This is a genomic window from Bradyrhizobium sp. USDA 4449 (genome assembly GCF_054056275.1).
Map to the genome: position 1 here is coordinate 3352326 of NZ_JBSRYD010000001.1, position 23590 is coordinate 3375915.

The following is a 23590-nucleotide window of genomic DNA, read 5'->3' on the forward strand; positions in this document are numbered from 1 at the left end:
GGGGCGAAGATGGGGTGGCTAAGCATGGCAACGCGGAAGGAACTGACGGCGGCAGCAGGCGCGCGCTATCGGCGTTCGGATCGCGCGAAGAAGACGCGGATATTGGACGAGTTCGTCGACATCACCGGATTCCATCGCAAGCATGCGATGCGACTACTTCGAGGTCAGGAAGACGCGCGCCCAAGCCGAAGGGCGCGACGTCGAATGTATAATGAGGTAGAACACAACGCGCTCGTGCTCCTTTGGGAGGCGTCAGACCGGATCTGCGGGAAGCGGCTGAAGGCGTTAATGCCTGCGTTGATTGAGGCGATGGAACGGCATGGCCACCTCGACCTTGCCCCCGAGATCCGCGACAAACTTTTGGCAATGAGCGCTGCGACGATCGACCGCGCATTGGTGCGGGTCCGAGAAGGATTAGGTCGCAAGCGTCGGCGGCACGCGACGCACTCGTTGCGTCGCAGTGTTCCAATAAGGACGTCGGCAGATTGGAATGATCCGGCGCCTGGATTCGTCGAGGCCGACCTTGTCGCGCATAGCGGTCCATCTGCGCGCGGCAGCTTCATCCAGACCCTCGTGCTCACCGACATTGCTACCGGCTGGACGGAGTGCGCTCCTCTGATCGTGCGCGAACAGACGCTGTTGAGCACGGTCCTGACGGAATTGCGCAAACAATTGCCTTTTGCGCTGCTCGGCTTCGATACTGACAATGATACGGTGTTCATAAACGAGACGCTGAAAGCCTACTGCGAGGCGGCCAACATCGTCTTCACGCGCTGCCGGCCCTACCGAAAAAATGACCAGGCGTTCGTCGAGCAGAAGAACGGCGCCGTCGTGCGCAGGATAGTCGGCTATCGTCGGTTCGAGGGCCTGGAAGCGGCCAAGCTGCTGGCTGAACTCTATCGATCGGCGCGGCTGTTCGTGAACTTCTTCCAACCCTCGTTCAAATTGATAGCCAAGCAGCGCGAAGGTGCCCGTGTACGCAAGACATACAGCGCGCCGGCTACACCACACCAGCGCCTGGCAGCGGACGCCCGCACGCCTGACGCTGTCCGCCATCATCTCCAAGAAATCTATGCCGCTCTCGATCCAGTCGCGTTGTTGCGCGACATCCGCGACGTGCAGGAGCGCCTCGCGGCCCTCGCTGATACCCAACCAATCGGCCATCCTGCTGTGGCATCGCAACCGATCGATCGCTTCCTGGCAAGCTTGCGCACGGCCTGGAAGGACGGAGCCATGCGACCGACGGATCGGCCACTCGTGAAGACGAAAAGAGGCCGACGTCGTCCCGACCCGCTGATCCGGGCAACGCCAGATTTGCGAAAATGGTTTGACGCTGAGCCTTGGCGGACTGGCAGCGAACTGCTCTCGCGCTTGCAGATGGAATATCCTGGAGCCTATCCGAAGAAGCTTCTTCGAACCCTTCAACGTCGGCTGAAATCCTGGCGCAGCGAGCAAGCGAATGCGCTGCTGTTCGCTCCTAGCGAGAAAACGCCGCCAGGGTACGAGGTCACAACACCCCAATGACGTGCGAGGTACCAGCGGAGGAGGCCGGGCGCTCCGAAACCCCGGCCATCTCCGCACCCGGCCTCCTCCTCAACTCAGGCCAGGAGCAAAATAAATGAGGCAACCGATCGCACCCGGGAGCATCAGTACATGAGGCAATACGGCTTCCCATCCAGATTGTCGCGCTATATCGAGTTCTTGCAAAAGGTCTATGCCGAGAACGTGCTGAGCCATCAGCATGTGGCTTGGGATGTTCACACCAACGTCGATCGGTGGTGGGTCATCACCAATCCGACCAACCTGTACTCCCAAGAGCAGTTCCCGAACATGGACTTGGCCGTGACGTTTCATGTCCGGCTCTGCTTGCGCATGCCCCGCAGCCAACAGCCAAAGCTGTCAGAACTCCCGGTCGAGCCGCTTGCGGCTTGCTTTCGCCACTTGACCGAGGCGTCCGACGCCCTCGCGAACGCACAAGAGGTCAGCGACTTCCAAGCCGTCGGCGTACGCTGCCGCGAGGCATTGCTTGCGTTCACGAGCGCTGCGCAAGTGATCGTGCCTTGGGAGGGCGATGAAGGCAGCAAACCTAAGCAGGCGGACTTCAAGGCGTGGGCGGACCACATCTGTTCGACTTGCCTCGGTGGTCAGAAGCACGAGCACCGGCGCCACCTTTTCAAGACGCTGCTGGACGAGTCGTGGCGCTTTTCCAACTGGCTCACCCACGCCAAGGCTTCCACTTGGCACGACGAAGAGGCCGCGACGACCACGGTGGAACATGCTCTTGGCCTGGCGGCGTCTCTCGTGATCCGCCATCTCCGTGGCGTGCCCGACGCATGTCCCGCGTGCGGCTCGAACCGGCTATCTCCTCAACGCGGGTTTCACTCAAGCGTGCCCGATGTCGAGTGGGAACGGCCGACATGCGAGAAGTGCGGGTGGACTGGCGAGCCGGTGCCGATCCTTGGCGATCCCGATGCCTACGTTGCGGAGGACGAAGATCGTCCGCCGCCCGAGGGCGAGTGCGTTACACCCACCGTGCCGCTCCGGGAACTTCGGAAGCCGTCCGGAAGGCGTAGCGAGTAGTTTTAGTCGTGCCATGTCGCCCGCCAACCCTTGCGGTCGACACAGGCAAGCACGCGCTGTCGATCCCAGCCGATCATGTAGCGGAGGATGGGCGCCGTCCGTACCACTAGCCGGGTCCGATCGAAGACCACGGCTGCAAAGAAGTGGGGTGCGTCGATCACGATCAAGGGCGCCGGGCGCGAGCCTTGTCGAGTTCGAGCAGTTCGACCTTGAGGGCATGGTCGCGGAAGCCGAGGGACATCAGCGCATTGTGGGCATCCGTCCACGACAGCGTGCCCGCGACATAACGCTCGACGATGTTCCGATAGTAGGCGCGCCATTGCGCGAGGTATGCGGGATCGAGCCGGTTGATCGACCTGTCTCGCGCCACGCGCTGGATCAGCATGGGTCAGTCCTTATAGGGCGGCACGCCCTGCGGGGGATCTTCCGGCTGGGGCTGCTGCTGTTCGGATTGATCCGCCGGCGACTGCTCGCGTGCGGCATGGTCCGCCTGCGTCTTGTCCTTGTGCTTGTCGTCGTCGCTCGGTTTGGTCGCCATGGCTCTCTCCCTGTTAGCGGCGCCGCGTGGACATGGCGCGGATGACCGCAAGCGCGAGGTTGAGCGACATCTCCTGCCGCATCACCTCGGCAAAGTCCTTGTAGAACGGCACGTCTTACCGGATCGGCACCGAGGGCCGCAGCGAATACATCAGCTTGATGCGCCCCTTCGCCGCGCGGGATCGTGGCGATATAGATCGCCGCCACGCCGAAAGCGATCAGATACTCGCGCTCCGCACCACGCGGGATTTCAAAGTCCATTACGCGACCTTCTCGTGCATCCTAAAAAACCTTGACAAGCTCGGCGCGGAGACCTTCCGCGATGACATCGCAGCCGCGATCATGGTTCGCCCGCCATGTGTCGGCATACCGATAGCTCCCATGGAATTCGTCGCAGTGGAAACAGCGGAAGAAAAAGCCGTCCGCATCGCAGCGGATGGACAGGCACTTGTGGGTCTTCTTGCGCCGCAGATGTGAGCAAGCCGGGCACCGGATTTCGTGCGTCCCGCTGTGCGAGCGCGGATTGAATCCGATCCGGGCGAACATCCGCAGCACTTCGTCGAGGGGCAGATGCCGGGTCATGGCTGCACCACCCTCGGCGGCTCATGCTCGGGTGGGGCCCGGATGATCGCTCCGATGTACTCGCGCGGATCATGCTTGGTGGACGCCTGCTCGATCGCAGCACGCGCCAATGGGACTTTGCCGCCCTTGGCATTGAGCAATCGCGAGACGAGACCTCCGGCAGCACTGCCGAGGACTTCCTTGCCGCGTCGGAACAGTTCCGTTTCCGCGTCAGACGGCGGTGGCCGAGGCGGGCCGAGCTCACCGCCCAAATCCAGTTCGCTCGAACCCGAGCGCGCGCCGACAGGCGCGGCATGGTCCACGGTCCTAGGTCCATGGTCCACGGTCCTAGGTCCAAGGTCCGTCGATGAAGCCTCGCGAGGGCTCGGGAGTAATCGCGTGCCTTCGCTGACAACCGGCAAACGCGACGGCGTCGGGCGATCAGTTTTCTGATGTTTCAGCCAGTTATCGACCTGCAGATAGGTCGAGCCCTCAACCTCATAACGGGTGATGCAACCATGACGCTCAAGCTCGGCGAGCCAGCCATCGATCGGGCTCGGCGCATCGTCGTCGTATGGGTAGAGAAGGCTCGCGAGCATTCGCGAGGCCGCGCGAGCCCTCCCTTCGTCGTCGGCGAGGGTCCATAGCTGGATGAAAAGCAGGCGCGCGTCCCGGGACAGTTTGCCGATGGTCTCTGATTGCGGAAACTCGGGCTTGATCGTCCTGATGCGCGCCATCAGACCTCCCGGCGTTGGCACGAAAGATGGCGGTCGCGAAACCTGGCGGCGTTATGCTGCGGGTGAAGGAGGCGTCCGCGTTCATGCAATCCTCCGCTGGAACAGGGGTGAGGTTTGCAGCGCGAGCTTCGGGTCGAACACCGAGGCTTGATAGTGCCAGAGCGCAAACGCAGGCTGCCCTCGAACAGAAGATCAGGGAGATCTGCCATGTTCGTATCCGCTACGGCTATCGCCGTGTTCACGTCTTGCTCCGCCGCGAAGGCTGGCGTCACGGCCAGAACAAGACCCGACGCATCTATCGTGAATTGGGCCCGCAATTGCGCAACAAAACGCCCAAGCGCCAGGTCAAGGCCAAGCTGCGCGACGACAGCCGGCCAGCGACGCGGGTCAACGAGACCTGGGCGATGGATTTTGTCCACGATCAGCTGGCGACGGGGCATAAGCTGCGCGTGCTCACGATCGTCGATATCTTCTCCCGCTTCTCACCGGTGCTGCAGCCACAGTTCAGCTTCCGCGGCAGCCACGTCGTGGCGATCCTGGAAAGGGCCTGCAAGGAAGTGGGATTCCCGGCGACGATCCGAGTCGATCAAGGCAGCGAGTTCGTGAACTTGACCTATGGGCCTACCAACGCGGTGTCACGCTGGACTTCTCCAGGCCCGGCAAGCCAACCGACAACGCGTTCATCGAGGCCTTCAACGGCCGCTTCCGGGTCGAATGTCTCAACGCCCACTGGTTCCTGTCCCTTGCGGACGCCCAGGAAAAGTGGAGACTTGGCCAGATACTATAACGAAGAACGGCGCCTACGGCGCGATCGGCAATCGACCGCCGATTTTGCTGCACAACCACGTCGGCGCAACCAGCCCGCCAATGTGACAGAGGCGCAAAACTCTAGTTCTGGGTTGTCCAAAGTTCGGTCTCGCTACAGCAAAAAAGAGGCTCTAGCCGCTGCTGGATGAAAACTCAGTGGCAGGCAGGTACCTAACGGAGCCTGCCGGGCTAAAACTCCGCCGCTAGCATGCTCACATTGTGTGTCGTCTGAAGTCAGTCCGTGGACCTAACCTACCAAGAGAGGTAACTATCCCATATTGGAGATCGTGTTACCCTCTGAGGATCGGAGGGAATTGAGCCGCCGAACCAATTACAACCTATGGTCAGAAATGAGAGATCCAATGGCAGCGAGCATAGCCGAAGACGAGAAACGCCGTACACAACAAGTGCCGCAAGCGGCCCAAGCATCGGCCGCTGGGCCAGGTGGCGCGACCGAGCACACTAGAGAGTCGACGGCCGCCACGCGCGCTTCATTCGTCTTTCCAGAATGGCAGAAGTCGATCGAAGCAACGACAAGTTTCTTCACGGCGATTTTGCAGGACGGATTGAGATTGACTGCTTCCTCTTTGCACGATCACGCCAATTTTCTAAAAGGCGTTGCCGAGGTCAAAAGTGCCTCCGATTTGCTGAAAAGCTATCTAGACTTGGCGGAGCGATCCTGGTCGAGGTCCTTTAGTGAAGGATCGAAGCTGTTGGATAATCTCAAGATACAACAAAATCAGCGGTGAGCAGTCGAATCGATCTATAAATGACATAAGTGACGAGCTTGGGCGGTTGCCTAATACTTGCCCAAGATCGACTGATCGGCCGGTCTGATTGCGATGCGAGCAGCAAGCCCGGCCAAGTATTATGTCCACACTTTGCATTAGCCGCGATCGCAGCAGCGAACCGCATCGCTGAGTGCCGGCGTGCCGCAGTCCAGGCGCACCTTGAAGCCGCGAGCTAAAGCCCACTGGCAGCAGGATTCTATGCCAGGAGCGCGTCGGTTTCTGTCTTGGACAAGCCGTGAGTACACGGAGCGTCGTGGTGATCATGCGAATGATCGACGTTGTGCTGGGCGACGATCGCATCGCGGAAATAGTAGGCGATCCAGACGGCTGAGATTGGCCAGGCCGCGGCTTTCACGACCTCAACTAACAGCTTTAGGTATTCCACAATCTTATCTCTCTACGGCAGCGGCGTTGGACCGCCGAAGTTGAAGTGAGTTTCGACTGCGTCAGATCTTCTGGCCGACTTTATCGACCAGCGCGGAATCTCTACTCCGCCTGGACTTGTCGGCAGGACTTCGCCAGAGGCGACGTTCACGCCAAAACGCTTCTTTACGACGAACAACGTGCAGAAATATGCCGCAGGTTGAGATAGTCAGAGAGCCGCGACCGTCCTCATGCTCCGATGCAAAATGTAGCCCGGCCAGCGATACCTCGGGTGCGAGAAAGGCATCGGGCAGCTCCACCAAGCTCGCACCTCTTAGACCGTGGATGGATTCGCGACCTTTTGCTCGCTTCCATCACGCGAACGCGACCCTCGATCGCGGTGAAGTTGTGGAACAAGCCAACGATTGTGACAAGTGCGAATCCAATCAAAGGATTCCGCCTCAGCCAACTCCATGCACGTCAGGTTCAGTGCCTTGGCCTTGGTGCGGGCCGTGCTCGTAAAACCGTTGGCGGCAACTACGATTCCGTGGTGAATTCCAGTCTTTTCGCACTTTTTGGCGAAGGCCTCGCTCTGAGGAACTCCTACCTTTCGCCCTTGCTCCCTGCTCTCAATGGTGGTCAGATTCGGCCCGTGATGGGCACGACGGATAATCACCACGTCATGTCACGAAGCCGACCGGTGTCCTTGTCAACCTTAAAGAGGAAGCGACGGTAACTCCGTCCTGGTGCGCGAACATGCGCTCCAAGATGGCGACGAGATTATGGAATCGCTGACCAGGTCGTTCAAGAGAGACGATTTCTTTCGCGGCGTAGATCGTACCCCTCAAATTACAGAAGTTTCTCGAAATTACGGCCGCTTTGCCGGAAGTGGCGCAACTGGTACTGGGCTTGGCGCGACGCCTGCGGCGGGGCTCGAAGGTGGGGGCGTTGCATCGTATAAGGTGTGCACGCCGGCGACAACGAGAGCGATGACCAACACCGCATACACAACAAGCAGGACGCCGCGGGTCTCACGATAGTTTTTCATCGCTTGTTCGATCGGCGTTTCCGCGATTTCTTCCCGCTCGCGAACCGAGATGTAGCTATAAAGGCTCTGCATCCAGCTCCGCCGGGAAGAAGCCTGGCATTCGAAAAACGCCCCATTGATCCGCCACTGTAACGCGAATGACAAACCGACGAATATTGCGGCAGCAAAATAGAACAGGGAAGAGATGAGAGGACCAGGCGTCTTGGCCGCGTCACCCACGATCTTCAATATGAAAGGCGCCGCCGAGACGGCCAAGTCGCGCCAGAGTGTCGCCGCAAGATCCTGCGCTCGTTGTGCGACCTTTTGTGTTTCATCAACAACCGTTTTGCGGAGATCGGCCAGCGCCTTCAGAGTCTCGCGGCTCGACGATTGGACGTGAGCTTCATAGGCTGCCTTAGCCGCCTCGAGCGCTTGGTCCAATGTCGTGACAAGATCCTGCTGAGGACGGCTCGCCCGAGCCAACTCGCCGGAAAAGAGCAGGTGGCGTGCCTCGACATCCGTCCCCGCCTAACAATCTGCGCGCAGCCACCGTTTCCCATGATTGATACCCTGGCGATGAAGCTGCCGGTGCGGCCACCAGCATCCAGGGATTGAGATCGGTGACGACCTCACGATCCGGAACAAAGTCGCGTACATAGCGAGTGGGGTCGATGCGACCAAGCAGGGATTCCGGAGGCGGAACCGGCTGCGCCAAATCCCATGAAGCGACTTCCAGTCCTCGCGCGCGAAATGCCTGTGTGGAATTGAAATCGACGATCGCGAGACGGGGCAGGACAGACCGTTGCGTCAAATAATGTGGAATACTCGATTGGAAAATAAAGAAGGCGCAAGCTGGGGCGGCTGGCTTTCCAAGCGTGATCACGACCTCGCGTGTCGCATCGAAGACATCCGCCGTGACGAGATCGCCACCCAAGGCCGGATTATAAACTTGCAATGATGAGAACGGCGATGGGACTTCGTCGGCGAAGGCGAGCCAGGCCACCTGCGCACCGGCGGACGGCAGCCGCCCTCGCAACACAAGGGCGTCAACACGTTCGTCCGCCGAGGTGCCGTTCGCGACTAGCTCACGAACGCGTTCGAGCAGATGTGTTGAGCTCGAAGTCATCGAGTGTGATCTTGTCCTTGATGATGATCTCGCCCCTGTCGGGATTCACCGAAATTACGGACGGCGTCAAACCGACGGGGAAGGTAAGTTTGACCCCGCTTGCCGTCTCGACGCGGCGGTTTCTGGGCGCCTGAATCGCGTTCTTTTGGAGGACGAACGATTCTCCTGCCATTCCTTCACGTTTCAGCCTTGCCTTGAAGTCGGTCACGACCGGGCTGTCGTCGGGCAGCGGTCCGAAAATGCTTTTCAGCCAATTTTGAGCGCTTTCGCCGTCGACTGAACCACCTGACTGGCTGGCATCGAATAGGCGTTGCGCCAGATTTTTCATGGTGCCCTGCGGAAGGATGTCTTTGTGCTTGTAGGCAATGTTGCGCGTGACATCGACGATTGCCTTGGTCAGTTCCTCCTCCGTTCGCTGGCGCCGCACCAGCAAGAATCGCTCAAAATAAGCCGCAGGCCGCTGCGGATTCTGACGATCGACAACGCAGATTTCGTCGCCGTCTTTGCGCAGCTTGATGAGCGCGGCTTTCTGCAAAGCGTTGCGATTTTGAACAAAGGTCCGCTCGATTTCGCCGAAGGTCGGCCGGGGCTTTCCCGAACGTCCGCGGCTGATATCGTAGTCGTAGGTAAGAACCTTCTCGTCCTCGAATTTCAAAAGGGCAAACAGCCGGCCGCTCGAGCAGGATAGCGAGAAGATCAGGAAGGCGCCGACAGCCGTGCTGTCGTGAGCTTCATTGAACGCCGTTGCGAGCTTCTCGCTTTCCTCCTGGAAAGTTGCTTTATCCCGGCCGATCCGTGCGAGTTGCGCCCGCACCGGTGAGTCCGCCATGAATTCGTATCGATTTCCACTGTTGACCGATCCGGCACGGCCCAGGAAAAAGGGCGCGTGTTGGCCGGCATCGAAAGCCGTGAGCAGCTGCAAGTGTTCCTCTCCGGGGCCGACGATATGAAATACGCTCTGGTCAATGCGCAGGCTTTCGAACTCCTGCTCAGTAAGGGAGGCCATAAATCACCCTAGAACAAATGGAGAACGTTGGCAATCTGCGATTCTCTTCCAATTATGTCGCATCCCGTTAAGAATCCTGCACTTTTGTCAGAAATTCTACTTTTAATTGTGACAACGATGCAATTAGCGTATTGCGCGGTCGAACGCGGCGGCTCTTCGATTTGTTGAGGGTCTTCACTCGCCCAAGTCCGATGCCGCAATTCGGGTGACGTGAATATTTTTCGTAAAATTTAGCTTGCGGGAAGCTTTTTCATGGTGTGAGATCTAATTTCGGCCGGAAGGCGAGATGGCAAACGAAATTCACGGCCGAGAACGTTTTTCATGGATTGAGCCAATGCCGCTACAATTTTCAGGCCCTGTGAGCGTTTTTCATGATCGAAGGCTGCCAGAGTCCGCGACCCCCGCCGGCTACGCAGCACTAATTGACGCCTACCGGCTGTCCGTCCCGATACCACGCTTGCTTTCCGCCACCGGCACAAAGCACCGCATCCTCGAGCAAAGTGGATGGCGCATCTACACGCCACGTCATGCGCCGGACGTCAGCCTCGAGGGACATCTCACCTTCGCACTCAAGAACGAAGGACTAGACCTTGCCATCCTGAAGCGACTCTTCCTCACCGTGAAGGAGGACGAGATTGCAGACCTTGTGAAGCAGAAGCCGACCGGACTCTACACGCGCCGCATCTGGTTTCTCTATGAATGGTTGTTGGGGCGTGAGCTTAATCTGCCCACAGCAGACAAGGTCTCCTATGTCGACGCCGTCGATACCGAACTCCAGTATGCGAGTTCTGGGCAGAATTCGGTACGGCATCGCGTCCGTAATAATCTGCCAGGCACATCGGACTTCTGCCCGCTCGTTTTCAAGACCCAAGTGCTGACGGAATTTGTTGCACAGGACCTCAAGGAGCGCGCCCGCGTCGTGGTGAGCCAGGTCCCGAAGGATCTGCTCGCGCGAACCGCCGCCTTCCTTCTCCTCAAGGACTCGAAGTCGAGTTACGTCATCGAAGGAGAAAGACCGCCACAGGATCGCATCCAGCGGTGGGGCAAGGTCATCGGCGAAGCAGGACGGGCGCCGCTCGACGAGGCGGAGTTTCTGCGCCTGCAGCGGATCGTCATCGGTGATGAGCGCTTCGTAAAGCTCGGCTTCCGCAACGAAGGTGGCTTTGTCGGCGAGCATGACCGCGAGACGCAAAGACCCATTCCGGATCATATCAGCGCACGCCACGAAGATATTGCCCCCCTCGTGCGCGGATTGATCGCCTTCGATCAGGCGGCGGAAAATGAGCTTGATCCTGTCATCGCCGCCGCCGTGCTGGCTTTCGGATTTGTCTACGTTCACCCATTCGAGGATGGCAATGGCCGCATTCACCGATACCTGATGCACCATGTTCTGGGACGGCGCGGCTTCAATCCTGCCGGCATCCATTTTCCGGTTTCGGCAGCCATTCTCGACAAGATCGGCGAATACAAGGACGTGTTGGAAAGCTATTCGAGTAGATTGCTTACGTGCATAGAATGGGAGCCGACTCCGCAAGGCAACGTCAAGGTCCTGAACGATACCGCTGACTTTTACCGCTTCTTCGATGCAACGCCGCATGCGGAGTTCCTGTACGAATGCGTGCAGAGGACCATCGAACAGGATCTTCCGAGGGAAACCCGGTTCTTACGGAGTTTCGATACGTTCCGGGCGGGCGTCGAAAACATGGTCGATATGCCGGAGCGGACCCTCAACAACCTCCTTGGATTCTTGCAGCAGAATGAAGGGCGGCTTTCAAAGCGCGCTCGTGAAAATGAATTCTCCCAGCTGATGCCAGACGAAGTCACGAAGATCGAGGGCCTCTATCTCGAGGCCTTCTCGGACGAGCCTGGAACGGAGAGCTGACCGTCTGCCCGCTATGAAAATATGACCAGGGTCGTCTGGGGCGTGCGCTTGATATTAGGAGGCCATCTTCGATTTCTTCTTTTTCGATATCCCGCCAGATCCTCCGGAGTTTCCCAATAGGAGACTATACGCCCGCGTGTCGCGGGTGGATTCATTGAGCACGCGCCCGCATCGCCGCGTATCCTTCGAATTTGATTGCATCGATGCCGATTATGTCGACGCGAGCGGACCAGAGCTCCTGAACGGCTTTCGTGCTGGACAGACCAAGCCGTTTGCACTCCTGCGTGTGGTGACGACGCCGGCTCGGTTTGATCGCTTTGCGGGCGCAACGCCAGAGCCAGGCGATTGGTTTCATCTCGAGCTCAGGCCCAAGGGCCATGGTCTGCCGGCATGGCATGCTCAACTCGAGGGTAATGGTTATTCGATGCATGCCCGGGGAGTTCTGATGTTCGCGCGGCTGCTCAACACTCCCGGCGAGGCGCCACCGCACCCCTTAAGGCCCCAACCCCTAGGTGCCGCAGCGGCCCCGCGGCTGGTATTGCCGGAGCCGCTCGCTACGGCCTGTGCGGCACTTCCGCCCCCGGCGACGCCCGCCGAAGTCTCAGCCATCCTCAAAGACCTGCCACAAGCGACATCCATCCGGGTCAGGGATGTTGGCCAGGCAAATTTCATTTCTCTGTGCGACGATGGCGGTAATGCAATTCTGCACTTCGATGTCGGATTTCCGATCTCTTTCAATCGCCACACTTTTCCATCCAGATTCGTTGTCGATCGAGCCGAGAAGCTTCCGATCGTGCTCTCGCATTGGGATTGGGATCATCTCCATGGCGCGCTCCTTCTCCCGCATCTGCTCGGCTGCCGCTGGATTGTCCCGGACCAGCGGCTGGGACCTGGTGCCGCGCGCCTGGCACATATACTGGACCAGAGGGGTAATCTGGTCGTACGCCCTGCCAACGCAAGGATCCGTTTTCCTTTTGGCGAATTGGTAAGAAGCGGCGGCCGCCCCTCCGATCTCAACGACAGCGGATTGACCATCCTTGCGACCCTCACGAGCGGACGATCAGCTTTGCTGACCGGCGACGCAGACTATTCGCACCTCAAGCATGCCAATGCCAAGCAGGTAGATCACTTAGTCGCAACTCATCATGGCGCGCGCTTTAATGCAGGCGCGCCGTTGGTGCCAAAGCCAAATAGCGGGCAGGGCCAACTGGTGATTTCGTGTGGATATCGCAACGTCTATGGGCATCCGCACCCGGATGGGCTATCCAAGCATGCAAGGTCAGGTTGGACGACCTATGTCACCACCGCCGGGCGAAGAGGTGTCGCCAGTCGAGGCGACCGCATCGTGAATTGACGGTAAAGCGCCGAGGTCTTCTGGCTTCCTTGTGCTCGAACTCGGCGCGCGGATTGCGGATCTCGAAGGAGCGCGACACAGTTTTGTCGTTCCGGGCGGACAGGCAGCCATCGTCCTCGCCTATCTCGGGTTCTGCACCGCTGGATCGCATGTCCTCATGCCCGATAGCGCCTATGGGCCGAACAAGGAATTGGGAGCCTGGCTTCTAAAGGGCTTAGGCATCTCCGTCGAGGCCTACCCGCCAATGATCGGCGCCGGTTTGGCTCGTCTGATCCGCGCGGAGACTCGTCTTATCTGGTGCGAGAGCCCAGGCTGCATCGCAATGGAAGTCCAAGACGTGCCGGCCATCGTTGCAGCGGCTCATGCTCGCGGCGTACCGGTAGCGCTCGACAACACTTACGCAGCGGGAGTTCTATTCGACGCATTTGCGGCCGGCGTCGATGTGTCAATCCAAGCGCTGACCAAGTATGTCGGCGGCCATAGCGACCTGCTGCTAGGCACGGTCTCGGTTCGAGACGATGCTGCCTACGAACGAAGAGGTCCAGTGCACCGATTGCTCGGGCTTGCAGTTTCCCTCGACCATTGTGCTCTGGCGTTGCGCGGCCTGGAAACGCTGGCCGTGCGGCTCGACGCCCTCCAGCGCTCTACCCTCGCGGTCGCCACCTGGCTGAAGGAACAGTCCGAGGTCGCGCGCGTTCTGCATCCGTCACTTCCGGACTGCCCCGGACACGAGATCTGGATGCGTCAATTTACCGGCTCGGCGAGCGTCTTCTCGATTGTGCTCGCAGAAACGTGGGATGCCGCACGTGTCGCGCGGTTCGTCGACGCACTCCGACTCTTTCGTATCGGCCACAGTTGGGGCGGGACGACCAGTTTGGTCATGACCTATCCCGCAGCCGGGTCGAATGCGCGGTCCTATGGAGCCCGATTGGTGCGGCTGAATATCGGGTTTGGAGGCGACGGCCGATTTGATCGGCGATCTCAAGCAGGTACTCGCGGCAGGCTAAGATATCGGCAAAGTCGCCCCGCAGCAGTCCTCAATGGGCGTAATATTCAGCACGACCGCGCCGACAGTGCCCGAACCAGTGAACGATGTCTGGTTCATCGCGTGCTAACGGGCGCTGCCCTCTCAGCAATGTCGCAACGACGTTTACTTCGCTGATCTGCTTTCCGATTCATCTCGTTGTTCGCATACAGGAGGCTGTCTTGTACGCTGCAATGCTCCGCCTCGAGGTGCCTATCCCTTCCGAATCTAAATTGGTCGCCGCCGCAATCGCACAAGACCGTTCTACCGCAGACAGCCGACACCGCTGCCCCAATTTGCGTTTGCTTCAGGGGACAGCAGACCTCTAGACGACAGTCGTTTGATCAGAAGTGCCGCATTGCATCCCGCGGACCTGCTGGAGCAATCTGCTGAATTGCAGCTCACTATTTTCTTAACTTTAGATTGCGCTTACCAAAGAAGTGCCTTAGGAAATCAATTTGCGACCGTCAAAGCAGCTTTCCTTTGGCGACATATCACAGATTGATTTTTGAGATAGTTCATTGCCAGCCGTTGCTGTGCGGAAGAGGAGCCGAGCCATGCGCGTTCTCGCCGTCTTATCCTTCGTCCTCATGGGGGTTAGTCAGTCCCGCCCACGCGTGGTGGGATATGGGTCACATGGAAGTTGCCGCAATCGCTTACGGACGGCTCGATGACACGTTGCGGCCAAAGGTCGATACCCTCGTCAAGCAGCATCCGGCCTATCCGCTGTGGATCAAGGGCCTTGAGGGCCTGCCGGACAGCGACAAAGCTCAGGCGGCTTTCGTGCATGCCGCCACTTGGGCCGACGACATAAAGGGAATCCTGTCCTGCAAAGTGTCGCACGCACCAGGCTGCTATGACTACGACAAGGTCACGGACGGCACCGCCGCACAGAACGTTGGTACATCCGATCACATCGTTCATGACTACTGGCATTACTACGATATCCCGTTCTCGCCTGACGGCGAACAGACCGATCCTGCACCGGCGGTTAATGCGCTCACCCAGATCCACCTGCTCAAAGCGGCCCTTTCGGACCACAACAGCACGGACGATCTGAAGCGCTACGATCTCGTGTGGTTGCTGCACCTTGTTGGGGATGCCCACCAGCCGCTGCATGCCGTCTCGCGGTTCACACATCAGCTCAAGGGGGATCAAGGCGGCAATCTCGAGCTGGTCAACGTCGGAGGCGTGCAAGCTTCGAAGCTTCATTTCGTCTGGGACGGTATCCTAGGTGATCGCGGCACCGCCGCCGCAGCTATCGGCGCGGCTTCTCTTCTCCCTGCCGCAGACCCGACCCTGGCAAAGATTGACGACCCGGAAATTTGGTTCAAGGAATCGGCCGCGCTGGCGCAGCAATACGCCTACGGGACGGCGGTTGGTCCGGACAAGGGGCCTTATGATCTTGACGCGGCATACCTCTCGAAAGCGAAGTCCGTCGCGGAAGCCCAAGTCGCACTAGCTGGGCAGAGGCTCGCCAATCTGATCAACGCGGCGCTAAAGTAGTGGCTGGGAGGCAGGGATGACACCGACCTTCCAGTTCGAGCCGTTCCCGAAGTCCCTCCGCATCCATCTGCCAAGTGAACCCATAGACCCTCGATGGGTATAACCAGCTCTACAAGGCACAAAGGAAGCCGGCTCCGCTCCTTGAAGCTGCCTGTTGGAGCCACGGCCGCAGAAAGTTCTTCGACCTGGAGAAATCTGGAGAGGCGCCGATTGCCAGCGAAGCCGTGCGACGCATCGATATCTTGTTTGAGATCGACCGCACTATCAACGGCAAAACGCCGGAATAACGGCTTGCGGTACGTCGTGATAAGTCGAGGCCGATCGTCGCCGATCTCGAAATCTGGATGCGCCAGCAGAGAACGCTGCTCTCCTCGGCAACGATACTGCAAAGGCTATTAACTACCTGCTCAACCGCTGGGCTTCGTTTATTCGCTTCCTGGACGACGGCCGCATCTGCCTCTTGAACAGCGCTGCCGAACGGGCGTTACGCGGTGTGGCTGTCGGAAGATGAAATTGGACCTTCGCCGGTTCAGATGCAGGCGGCAATCGTGCCGCCGCCGTCTATACCCTGATCGAGACCTGCAAGATGAAGGACGTTGATCCGCAAAGCCTGGCTCACTGACGTGCTGGCCAGGCTTCCCGATCATCCCGCTAACAGAGTCGCCGACCTGCTCCCGTGGAATTGGAAGGCGACCCGACAGTCCAAAGCGGCTGCCGCCTAAGCCTCACTGCGCCTGTCCTCGGTGCTGGCCGAATGCGTGCTCTCCAGGCGCACCAGTGGCAGACGGATCTCTCCGGCGCGAACCTTCTCGATGAATTTCGTCGGAGCTAGGTGCGTGAAGAAATCCGAGCAAACGGATTCGACCGGTATGACGGCGCGACCGTTGCATTGGGCCATCAGGAGAAAGGTCGCCTGCATCGGGTGTTCCATCTTTGACAGGGGCGTGCCGATCAGAACGGTATGTCATGATCCATCTCGTTCGATGCATGGCGGTGAGCTGTGGGCCTTTTCTCCGGCACTCATGGTCGAGGCGGAGCGATTGACTTAAGCTGTTCCGCGGGAATAAGCCTTTTGCGGGCCCTTTCATCGGCGTTCTTTGCCTCGCCAACGATCTTAAAGATGCTCACAACCAGCCTTTGAGCGGCTTCCCCGGTGGTCCAGAGTCGCCCAGGTGCGCTAACCAAAGCGATGGCAACGATTTGTTACGGTCATCAAACTGAGCCGTCTCTTTTCTAATTCGGCTTCGAATGCAGCTAACGGCCAAATAAGCTGAGCGATTCGCATGAAGGTGACGAGGCGATCGGGCGCATTGCTGCCGGTGCCAGCACTTGGATGACCTCAAGGCTGTCTTTGGGACTGCTGCTGCGAGCTTCGATGACTCGTTGTAATGTTGAGGCGCCGACAGGGCCCTGTTGCGGCGACCACCGGCTTGAACACTATCGGTCTGGCGGTGGTTACGGAAAAAAGTCTTTCGTTCGTACAAGCTGTGTCGCCGGGTGGCCAGCCCGCCCTCGATCGGTTGGTGGTGCCGGCTCAGGGGCTGAGAAATCGGACAATTACGCTAATCACAAGCCATAACGAGCCTGTGGGCGCGTTGATTGCGGGTGCCATGCAGACGATGGCAGGTCTAGTCCAAGATCAGGTAGGTGCCAAAGTGCACGCGCCGTCCTAGCGTCCTGCCGTTCCTCTGCCGATCACCGAGCCAGAAGCGAACACCGAGAAGCTCATACGGACAAAACCTTGTGACGTGCGGAATCAGGGTGGCTGCGCATGCACACCTTGATGACGAGCTCCGGCGCTCGAATTTGAGCACCGAAGAAGGCGACGAATGGCGGGGCGCGTGCCTACAGAAAATCAATCAGCCAAGAAGCAGTCCATCGAATGTCAACCGGTTGACGCGATCACGGCGATCAATCGGTTTGCCGGTTCGGATCCGGAGAGAGTTGCGCTGAGGTACGGCGCAGACGAACTCACATATGAGGCGCTACGATCAAGATCAGATGCTCTTGCAATGGCCTTGGGAGAGCAGGGTGCTCGCGGCGCGGTTGTCGGCTATTGGGGGGAGCGAGACCTCGACTGGGCGACGGCGGTCATCGCAATTTTGAAGGCTGGTTCAACGTACCTACCGCTTGATCCATCGCAGCCGGCGTCCCGTACATCATTCATGATCGAGCAGAGCCGCTGCGCTTGGTTGATGGGCCGAGACCGTCCGGACTCGCTCAGCCTATTCCAGGGGAGCAGCAAGACAGCTCCGCAATTCGTAGCTATAGAGGCGGCACTGGGCCGGTTGCAGACCCCGTCCGTTATGCCATCGCCGAACGTGGATGGGCTTGCCTATATTCTGTTTACGTCTGGTTCGACCGGACAGCCTAATGGGCGCAATGATCGAACGCGCCGGACTAAACAATCATTTGGCGGCAAAGATCGATGCTCTAAATCTCACTCGGTCGGATTGCGTCGCGCAAACGGCATCGCACTGCTTTGACATCTCGCTTTGGCAGCTCCTTTCTGGGCTTTGCGTCGGAGCCTCTACATCAATCATCGATGATGCGACACTGAGATCGCCGCCATCGCTCCTCCGAGCAATTCAACGATGCGCCGCTACGGTCGTCCAATTCGTGCCGTCGATGCTGGCAGTGTATGTTGAATATCTGCAATCGCTTACCGAGGCAGAGCGAGGCATGGACGGCTTGCGGATTATTTCTACGGTCGGAGAACCTCTAACGCCCGGATTGGCGCGTGCGTGGCTTGCCTTGTATCCCCACGTTCCCATTCTCAATCATTACGGGCCGACCGAGTGCGCCGACGGCGTGACCCATCATCTGGTTTCCGTGCCGCCTGCGCTGGCTGATACTTATGTGCCGATCGGCAGGCCAATTCAAAACTGTGAGGTTTATGTCGCGGACGGACCGCGGCTCTGCAATGTAGGAGAAGTGGGCGAAATCTGTGTCAGCGGCGTCGGTGTTGCTGCCGGCTACGTCAATGACCAGGTCCGCACCAAGGATGCGTTTGAGCCAAATCCATTCTCAAACCACCTGTCCTTCCGGCGTCTATATCGGACAGGTGATCTTGGGCGCCTCCGTTCCGACGGCCTTTTGCAATGTCTCGGTCGACGGGATCGTCAGGTCAAAATTCGCGGGCACAGAATCGAGCTGGGAGAAATCGAAGCTCGTTTGTCCGCTCATCCCTTGGTGCATGGCGCGGTCGCAGTCGCCTCTTCTTGCGCAGGTGTAAAGCTTACGGCGCGAGATATAGCTGGGGCGGAGGCGCAAGCCGACTCGCGGCGGCTGGTTGCGTATGTGACGGCTCCAGCTGAGCTGGAGGAAAGCGACCTTCGGAAGTTTCTTGCCGAGGCACTCCCCGGTTACATGCTTCCGGAAAGAATCATCCACGCCAGTGGTATTCCACTGACCAGGAACGGAAAGGTCGACTTTTCAGCATTGCCTGACCCGGGGAGTGTTCGGCCGGTATTGTCAACGCCCTTTGAGGAGCCGCAATCAGATCTGGAAGTCCGGCTACGTCAAATCTGGTCCGGCATTTTGCGTATCGAGAACATAGGTGTGAATGACCAATTCATGAGCCTCGGCGGAGACTCGCTCCGGGCAATGCTCATCTTGGGACAGTTGCAGACCTTGCTCGGGGTGAGAGTGGATTTCAGGCTGGTCCTGAATGGGACGATTCGATCTCTTGCCGCTTCGATCGAGGCTCGCGTCGAGCCCCACCCATGCACAGCCTTGACATACCGAAAGCTTGACCGATCACCTCTGACGCGACTCCAGGAGCATCTTTGGTTTCTGGCGCAGCTCGATCCATCTGCCCGGAACTACATCATTCAAGGCGGGCTGCGGATTAAGGGCAATATCGATTTAGCTCGGTTCAATCGCGCCTGGACCGAGGTCATTCATTCCCACCAGGCACTTTCGGCGCGCTTTATCGACGAAGACGGTCCGGTTCAATGCTTTGATGGTCCGCCATGCACCAATCTTGAATTGATCGATGCATCTCATCTCACCTCCTCCGAAGCTGAGGAGCTCGTCGCGCAGCTTCGGCGAACGGAGCTGAAAGACAATTTCGATCTCGCACAAGGCCGCTTGTTTCGTGCGCGCATGGTCCGGTTTGGTGCTGGCAATCATCTCATATTGATCACCGCTCACGAAATCATCCTCGATGCCTGGTCGATTTCTGTTCTGCTCAGAGATCTTCAGCAGAGATATTTAGATGCCGCGGCGCCTTGGCCAGGGAACCGTGCGTCACTCTCGGGCTACGCCGCGTGGGAAAAACAGCACATTTCTCCAGGGGCCCTGGAGAACCAACGTCACTATTGGCGTCGTCAGATTGGTGATGATCCGCCGGTGCTTTCGCTTGGAAGGGCGCACCCCCAAACAGTTTCATTCCGCGGCGCCTCGCATCCAGTGCTGCTTGGCAGCGATCTTTCCAGTCGGGTAAGAGAATTCGCGTGCCAAAATAGCTGCACCACCTCGACAACACTACTGGCGTGCTTCCAGCTGCTGCTACGAATGTATAGCGGTCAGGACGATATTGTCGTCGGCATGCCACACGCTGCACGAGATCAACCAGGCAGCGCCGACATCATCGGCTTTTTCCTGAATATGCTGCCGATCCGTGCGGCGATCGATGCCAGTCAATCCTTTGCTGCTCATGCCAGGCGCATCCAGGGTCTGGTCAGCGATGCCATCGCAAATGCGGCCTATCCATTCGGATGGATGGTCAGGGATACAAGGTTATGTCGCGAACCGGGTCGATCACCGATCTTCCAGGTCATGTTCAACATGTATTCCGAAGCCGCTGAACCGGTTGGTCGGGATGAGATGGCTCTGACATTCCGCGAATATGACACCGGCTATGTCAAATTCGATTTAACGCTGTACGCGCAAGATCACGGCGATGAAATTGCGCTCCAGTTGGCGTATGCGGAAGACATCATCTCGAGTGATCTCGCTGCCCGCATGGCCAACAATCTGCGGTGTCTGATTGCCGCCTGCGTTGATGAAGCGCTTGCGCCCATTGAGGAACTGAGCTGCCTTAGCGCCTCAGACCTCTCTATACTGGGTTCGCTGGATGGGTCGATCCAGCGATATGAATCCGAATGTCCGCTTGCCGAAGCCTTCGAGCAGATCAGCGTCTCTAACCACGGCAAAGTAGCATATTTTGGCGAGTTCGGGGAGGTCACGTTTGACCAGCTGCGCGCGCGCGTAGCGGCAATCCGCTCGCTCCTGCAGGAGATGAAAGTGGGGGCCGGCGATCTGGTTGCCGTGCTTGTTGACCGGTCGTCGGACGTTGCCGCTGTCATGCTTGCGGCGCGAGGCTTGGATGCTGTTGTAGTGCCGATTGCGCCGGATTATCCGCGTGACCGGATCCAACATATGCTGCGAGATAGTCAGGCAAAGCTCTTGATTCACGCGAATATCACGGAGCCTGGCTTTGAGATACCTTCGATTTCTCTGTTGGCCTTAGAAACGTGCAAATTGCGGAGGGATGATTCCGTCCCCCGCGACAAACCGACAGATCACCAAATTGCGAGCCTCATATACACGTCCTCCTCCACAGGTCGGGCGAAGGGGGTTCTTATACCGGAAGCGGCCATTCTCAACCGGCTGAACTGGATGTGGCGGTGCTTTCCGTTCGATGACACTGACGTCATGGTTGTCCAGAAGTCCGCCTGCCTTGTTGCCTCCGCTTGGGAGTATTTTGGTGGGCTTCTGAGAGGAGTGCCTACGCTGATCCTCACCCAAGGGCAGGTGCTAGATCCGGATCTGTTGTTGTGCAGTTTGGCAAAACATCGCGTGACACGCTTTTTTGCCTCTCCGCCACTTCTGTCCGGTCTCATCAGGTCCCAGGAGCGGCAACCGCAAAGGACCGCCTTGCGACTGGTCACAAGCAGTGCCGAACCAATGCCTTCCTCGCTGCCCGCTCGCTGGCGTGAGGCTTTTCCGGGCGTGCCGTTGTGGAACTTCTATGGTGCGACGGAATGTGCGTCCAATGCAGCCGTGCACGAAACATCGGATGCGGATGACAGCTCGGCGCTTGTCCCAGTGGGGCGGCCAATCGACAACGTCAAACTCTACGTGCTCGATTCACGATTGAAGAGAGTGCCTGTCGGAGCTCCCGGCGAACTGTGCATCGCAGGCCGCTGTCTGAGCGCTGGGTATTGGCGGGATCAAGATCGGACTGGCCGCTGTTTCGTGCCGAATCCGTATGATGGCGAACAATACAACGTGCTTTATCGAAGTGGGGACATCGCACGCATCTCAACCAGCGGCCTTCTTGAGATATGTGGCCGATCGGACAACCAGATCAAGGTGAGGGGCTTCCGCATCGAGCCGGAGGAGGTCGAAGTTGCCCTTGAGTCTCATCCCGCAATCGCAAAGGCCGCGGTCTTCGCAGAAGGCACCGATGACGATCGCCGCTTGACGGCGAGCGTGGTGCCCGCTCGCAAGAATCTCAGCTCTGGAGAGATTCTCGCCCATCTGCGCAACAAGCTGCCATCTGCGATGGTTCCCGCGGCCTTCAGGTTGGTTGACAGTGTTCCCATGACGACGAGCGGAAAGATAGACCGTACTCGCCTATCCTCCGTTCCGTACCGCGAGATCGAAACCCGTCCATCTGCTGAGCCCCGCACCAGGAACGAGCGAGTTCTTGCTCGGATCTGGGAGGATCTACTAGGGGTCAGGGGGGTGGGAATCGACAGCAGTTTCTTTGATCTCGGCGGCGATTCTCTTCTGAGCGTGCGTTGCGTCACGCTGGCGTGCAAAGCCGGGCTGAATCTCACCGTCAACCAACTCTATCGAACGCCGACCATCAGGGAGTTGGCGGCCGGGGAAGCGGGGGCAGCCCCCCACAACATAGCTTCCGCGGACAGTTTGCTGCCTGTGCCCCCCATCATATCGTTTTGGAATTCTCTTCTCGGTTTTGACGAGCATTTTAACATCGGCGATCTGTTCTTTTTGCGGGGCGGCATCCTGAACGTCAAGATCCTGGACCGCGCTCTCGCCCATGTCATCGAGAAGCACGAAAGCCTCAGGCTGCGCGTTGCTCGAACCCAAGATGGACTACGGCTGGGGATTGGGACTTGTCCGACTGAGCGCATCGTGGAGGAGATCAATCTGGTCCAAATGACCGGCCCAGACCAGCGCAGGACGATCGAGATCGTCTCGGCAAAACGTCAACACATGTTCAGGTTTGACGGTCACACGCCTCTTGTTCACGTCGCGGCGTTCCGTACTTCGGAAAGCGGCGATTACTATCTGCTGGTGCTGATGCATCATTTCGTAGCGGATGGGATGGGCTATCGGCTATTCCTGGAAGCGTTGGAGGGCGCATACAACACTCTTGCTGCAGGCCATGATATGAATGGCCCTGAGACCGTACAAAGGCTCTCTTCCTGGTTGAAGCGCCTCGAGAATTACGCGGACAGCGAAGCACCAAACGAGCTCAAGTACTGGGAGGGTATTGACTACGATCAATTCAATCTGCGTGTCAGCGATGCGTCATCGCGCGGCACGAGTATTGACGAAGCAAGGTCGAGAGAGCTTCACGATGCGAATCTCGCAGGTCGTCGGGAGGATGTGAACGGCCGTTCGCGGGTAGATCGAGCCAAGTACCATCTTGAGATCGACGCGGAAGCGACAGCGGGTCTCCTTAGTATTGGAGCAAGATCAGCGCATTGTCAGGACTTTGATGTGTTTCTTGCTGCCCTGTCCGGTGCGTGTGGAGCCCTGTTCGGCAACTATTCGCTCTGGATTGATAGCCTGAGCTCGACACGAGGTCGGCTGTTTGACGATTTTGATCCATCTCAGGTCATTGGCCTTATCAGCGAGCTCGTTCCGCTTCCATTGAAGGTCACCGGAAGAGAGACGCGTTCCGACCGCGCTCGTCTCATATACCGGCAGCGCAATGCGCTGCCGCGTGGAGGAATAGGCTTTCGGGCCCTGAAATTCCTAAACCGAGATCCAGCCTTGCGGTGTCGGCTCGATCGCCTGCCACTTCCCAGAATTGGGGTGAATTATCGCGCCGGTCTGCAGCGTCATTTCGCGCGCCGCTTTCTGGACACAGACCCTTCTCCACTCTGCATCGGCGAACACATGCATCAAGCAGCGGCGATCCACCTCTTCTGGTTCGAGGTCGGATTTCAATCGGGCCGTCTACAGATCGACACCACGTATGATCCGAGCATGGTCGATTATGATGCGACCCGGCGTCTTTGCACGGTCTTGCAACAGGAGTTGATGCAGACGATCGATGAATTCGTAGAGCTGAAGACGGCGTGA

The 23590-nt window shown here is 58.5% G+C and carries 19 protein-coding genes and 2 pseudogenes; 11 read left to right on the top strand and 10 right to left on the bottom strand.

The genetic code is table 11. From position 1 onward, the window contains the following. Window positions 1–9: 9 nt before the first annotated feature. The gene (locus ACVIIW_RS15795) at window positions 10–1524 is read left to right on the top strand and encodes an ISNCY family transposase (RefSeq protein ID WP_456701585.1); all 1515 of its coding nucleotides are present in this window, start codon (window positions 10–12) and stop codon (window positions 1522–1524) included. Between the two features lie 129 nt (window positions 1525–1653). Next, window positions 1654–2580 carry a hypothetical protein gene (locus ACVIIW_RS15800; RefSeq protein WP_456701586.1) on the top strand — a complete coding sequence of 309 codons (927 nt, stop codon included), beginning with the start codon at window positions 1654–1656 and terminating at the stop codon, window positions 2578–2580. A 163-nt stretch (window positions 2581–2743) separates the two neighbouring features. Here the strand turns inward: ACVIIW_RS15800 and ACVIIW_RS15805 are convergent, their stop codons facing one another. The 4 genes from ACVIIW_RS15805 to ACVIIW_RS15820 form a co-directional block, all read right to left on the bottom strand. Then, on the bottom strand, window positions 2744–2965 hold the full coding sequence (locus ACVIIW_RS15805) for a hypothetical protein (RefSeq protein WP_456701587.1): 222 nt from the start codon (window positions 2963–2965) through the stop codon (window positions 2744–2746). 3 nt (window positions 2966–2968) lie between these two features. Then, window positions 2969–3118 (bottom strand): hypothetical protein, encoded by a 150-nt coding sequence (locus ACVIIW_RS15810; protein ID WP_456701588.1) that lies wholly within the window; start codon window positions 3116–3118, stop codon window positions 2969–2971. 281 nt (window positions 3119–3399) lie between these two features. Further along, window positions 3400–3699, bottom strand: coding sequence for a hypothetical protein (locus ACVIIW_RS15815; RefSeq protein WP_456701589.1), 300 nt, complete (start codon window positions 3697–3699; stop codon window positions 3400–3402). Continuing rightward, window positions 3696–4415, bottom strand: coding sequence for a hypothetical protein (locus ACVIIW_RS15820; RefSeq protein ID WP_456701590.1), 720 nt, complete (start codon window positions 4413–4415; stop codon window positions 3696–3698). Before ACVIIW_RS15820 ends, ACVIIW_RS15815 begins: the two co-directional genes overlap by 4 nt. 155 nt (window positions 4416–4570) lie before the next feature. On the opposite strand from ACVIIW_RS15820, the pseudogene ACVIIW_RS15825 reads away from it, so the two are divergent. After that, a pseudogene (locus ACVIIW_RS15825) lies at window positions 4571–5288 on the top strand (IS3 family transposase); the annotation flags it as partial. Between the two features lie 296 nt (window positions 5289–5584). Beyond that, entirely contained in the window at window positions 5585–5971 is a 387-nt protein-coding gene (locus ACVIIW_RS15830) for a hypothetical protein (protein WP_456701591.1), read from the top strand. A gap of 488 nt (window positions 5972–6459) precedes the next feature. Here ACVIIW_RS15830 and ACVIIW_RS15835 read toward each other — a convergent pair whose 3' ends face one another. From ACVIIW_RS15835 to ACVIIW_RS15855, 5 genes are all read right to left on the bottom strand, one after another. Next, window positions 6460–6699, bottom strand: a complete 240-nt coding sequence (locus ACVIIW_RS15835; RefSeq protein ID WP_456701592.1) for a hypothetical protein — start codon at window positions 6697–6699, stop codon at window positions 6460–6462. Between the two features lie 11 nt (window positions 6700–6710). After that, on the bottom strand, window positions 6711–7055 hold the full coding sequence (locus tag ACVIIW_RS15840; RefSeq protein ID WP_456701593.1) for a restriction endonuclease: 345 nt from the start codon (window positions 7053–7055) through the stop codon (window positions 6711–6713). A gap of 189 nt (window positions 7056–7244) precedes the next feature. Beyond that, window positions 7245–7844 (bottom strand): hypothetical protein, encoded by a 600-nt coding sequence (locus ACVIIW_RS15845; protein WP_456701594.1) that lies wholly within the window; start codon window positions 7842–7844, stop codon window positions 7245–7247. Then, window positions 7819–8529 (bottom strand): hypothetical protein, encoded by a 711-nt coding sequence (locus ACVIIW_RS15850; RefSeq protein ID WP_456701595.1) that lies wholly within the window; start codon window positions 8527–8529, stop codon window positions 7819–7821. The genes ACVIIW_RS15845 and ACVIIW_RS15850 overlap by 26 nt, the downstream gene beginning before the upstream one ends. Further along, complete coding sequence (locus ACVIIW_RS15855; RefSeq protein WP_456701596.1) at window positions 8489–9535, bottom strand: nucleoid-associated protein; 1047 nt, start codon at window positions 9533–9535, stop codon at window positions 8489–8491. The genes ACVIIW_RS15850 and ACVIIW_RS15855 overlap by 41 nt, the downstream gene beginning before the upstream one ends. 334 nt (window positions 9536–9869) lie before the next feature. Between ACVIIW_RS15855 and ACVIIW_RS15860 the strand changes: the two genes are divergently transcribed. From ACVIIW_RS15860 to tnpC, 5 genes and pseudogenes are all read left to right on the top strand, one after another. Then, window positions 9870–11417, top strand: coding sequence for a Fic family protein (locus tag ACVIIW_RS15860; RefSeq protein ID WP_456705166.1), 1548 nt, complete (start codon window positions 9870–9872; stop codon window positions 11415–11417). Between the two features lie 154 nt (window positions 11418–11571). Next, window positions 11572–12771 carry a metallo-hydrolase/oxidoreductase gene (locus ACVIIW_RS15865; RefSeq protein WP_456701597.1) on the top strand — a complete coding sequence of 400 codons (1200 nt, stop codon included), beginning with the start codon at window positions 11572–11574 and terminating at the stop codon, window positions 12769–12771. 31 nt (window positions 12772–12802) lie between these two features. Then, on the top strand, window positions 12803–13933 hold the full coding sequence (locus tag ACVIIW_RS15870) for a PLP-dependent transferase (RefSeq protein WP_456701598.1): 1131 nt from the start codon (window positions 12803–12805) through the stop codon (window positions 13931–13933). A gap of 489 nt (window positions 13934–14422) precedes the next feature. Continuing rightward, window positions 14423–15301: a S1/P1 nuclease gene (locus tag ACVIIW_RS15875; protein WP_456701599.1), complete on the top strand. Its 879-nt coding sequence runs from the start codon at window positions 14423–14425 to the stop codon at window positions 15299–15301. Window positions 15302–15396: 95 nt separating this feature from the next. Continuing rightward, a pseudogene (gene tnpC / locus ACVIIW_RS15880) lies at window positions 15397–16023 on the top strand (IS66 family transposase); the annotation flags it as partial. Here the strand turns inward: tnpC and ACVIIW_RS15885 are convergent. Further along, window positions 16020–16220: a pyocin activator PrtN family protein gene (locus tag ACVIIW_RS15885; protein WP_456701600.1), complete on the bottom strand. Its 201-nt coding sequence runs from the start codon at window positions 16218–16220 to the stop codon at window positions 16020–16022. The pseudogene tnpC and the gene ACVIIW_RS15885 overlap by 4 nt on opposite strands. Window positions 16221–17130: 910 nt before the next feature. On the opposite strand from ACVIIW_RS15885, the gene ACVIIW_RS15890 reads away from it, so the two are divergent. Together ACVIIW_RS15890 and ACVIIW_RS15895 are read left to right on the top strand one after the other, a co-directional pair. Continuing rightward, window positions 17131–17787 carry an AMP-binding protein gene (locus tag ACVIIW_RS15890; RefSeq protein ID WP_456701601.1) on the top strand — a complete coding sequence of 219 codons (657 nt, stop codon included), beginning with the start codon at window positions 17131–17133 and terminating at the stop codon, window positions 17785–17787. Continuing rightward, entirely contained in the window at window positions 17675–23590 is a 5916-nt protein-coding gene (locus tag ACVIIW_RS15895; protein WP_456701602.1) for an amino acid adenylation domain-containing protein, read from the top strand. Before ACVIIW_RS15890 ends, ACVIIW_RS15895 begins: the two co-directional genes overlap by 113 nt.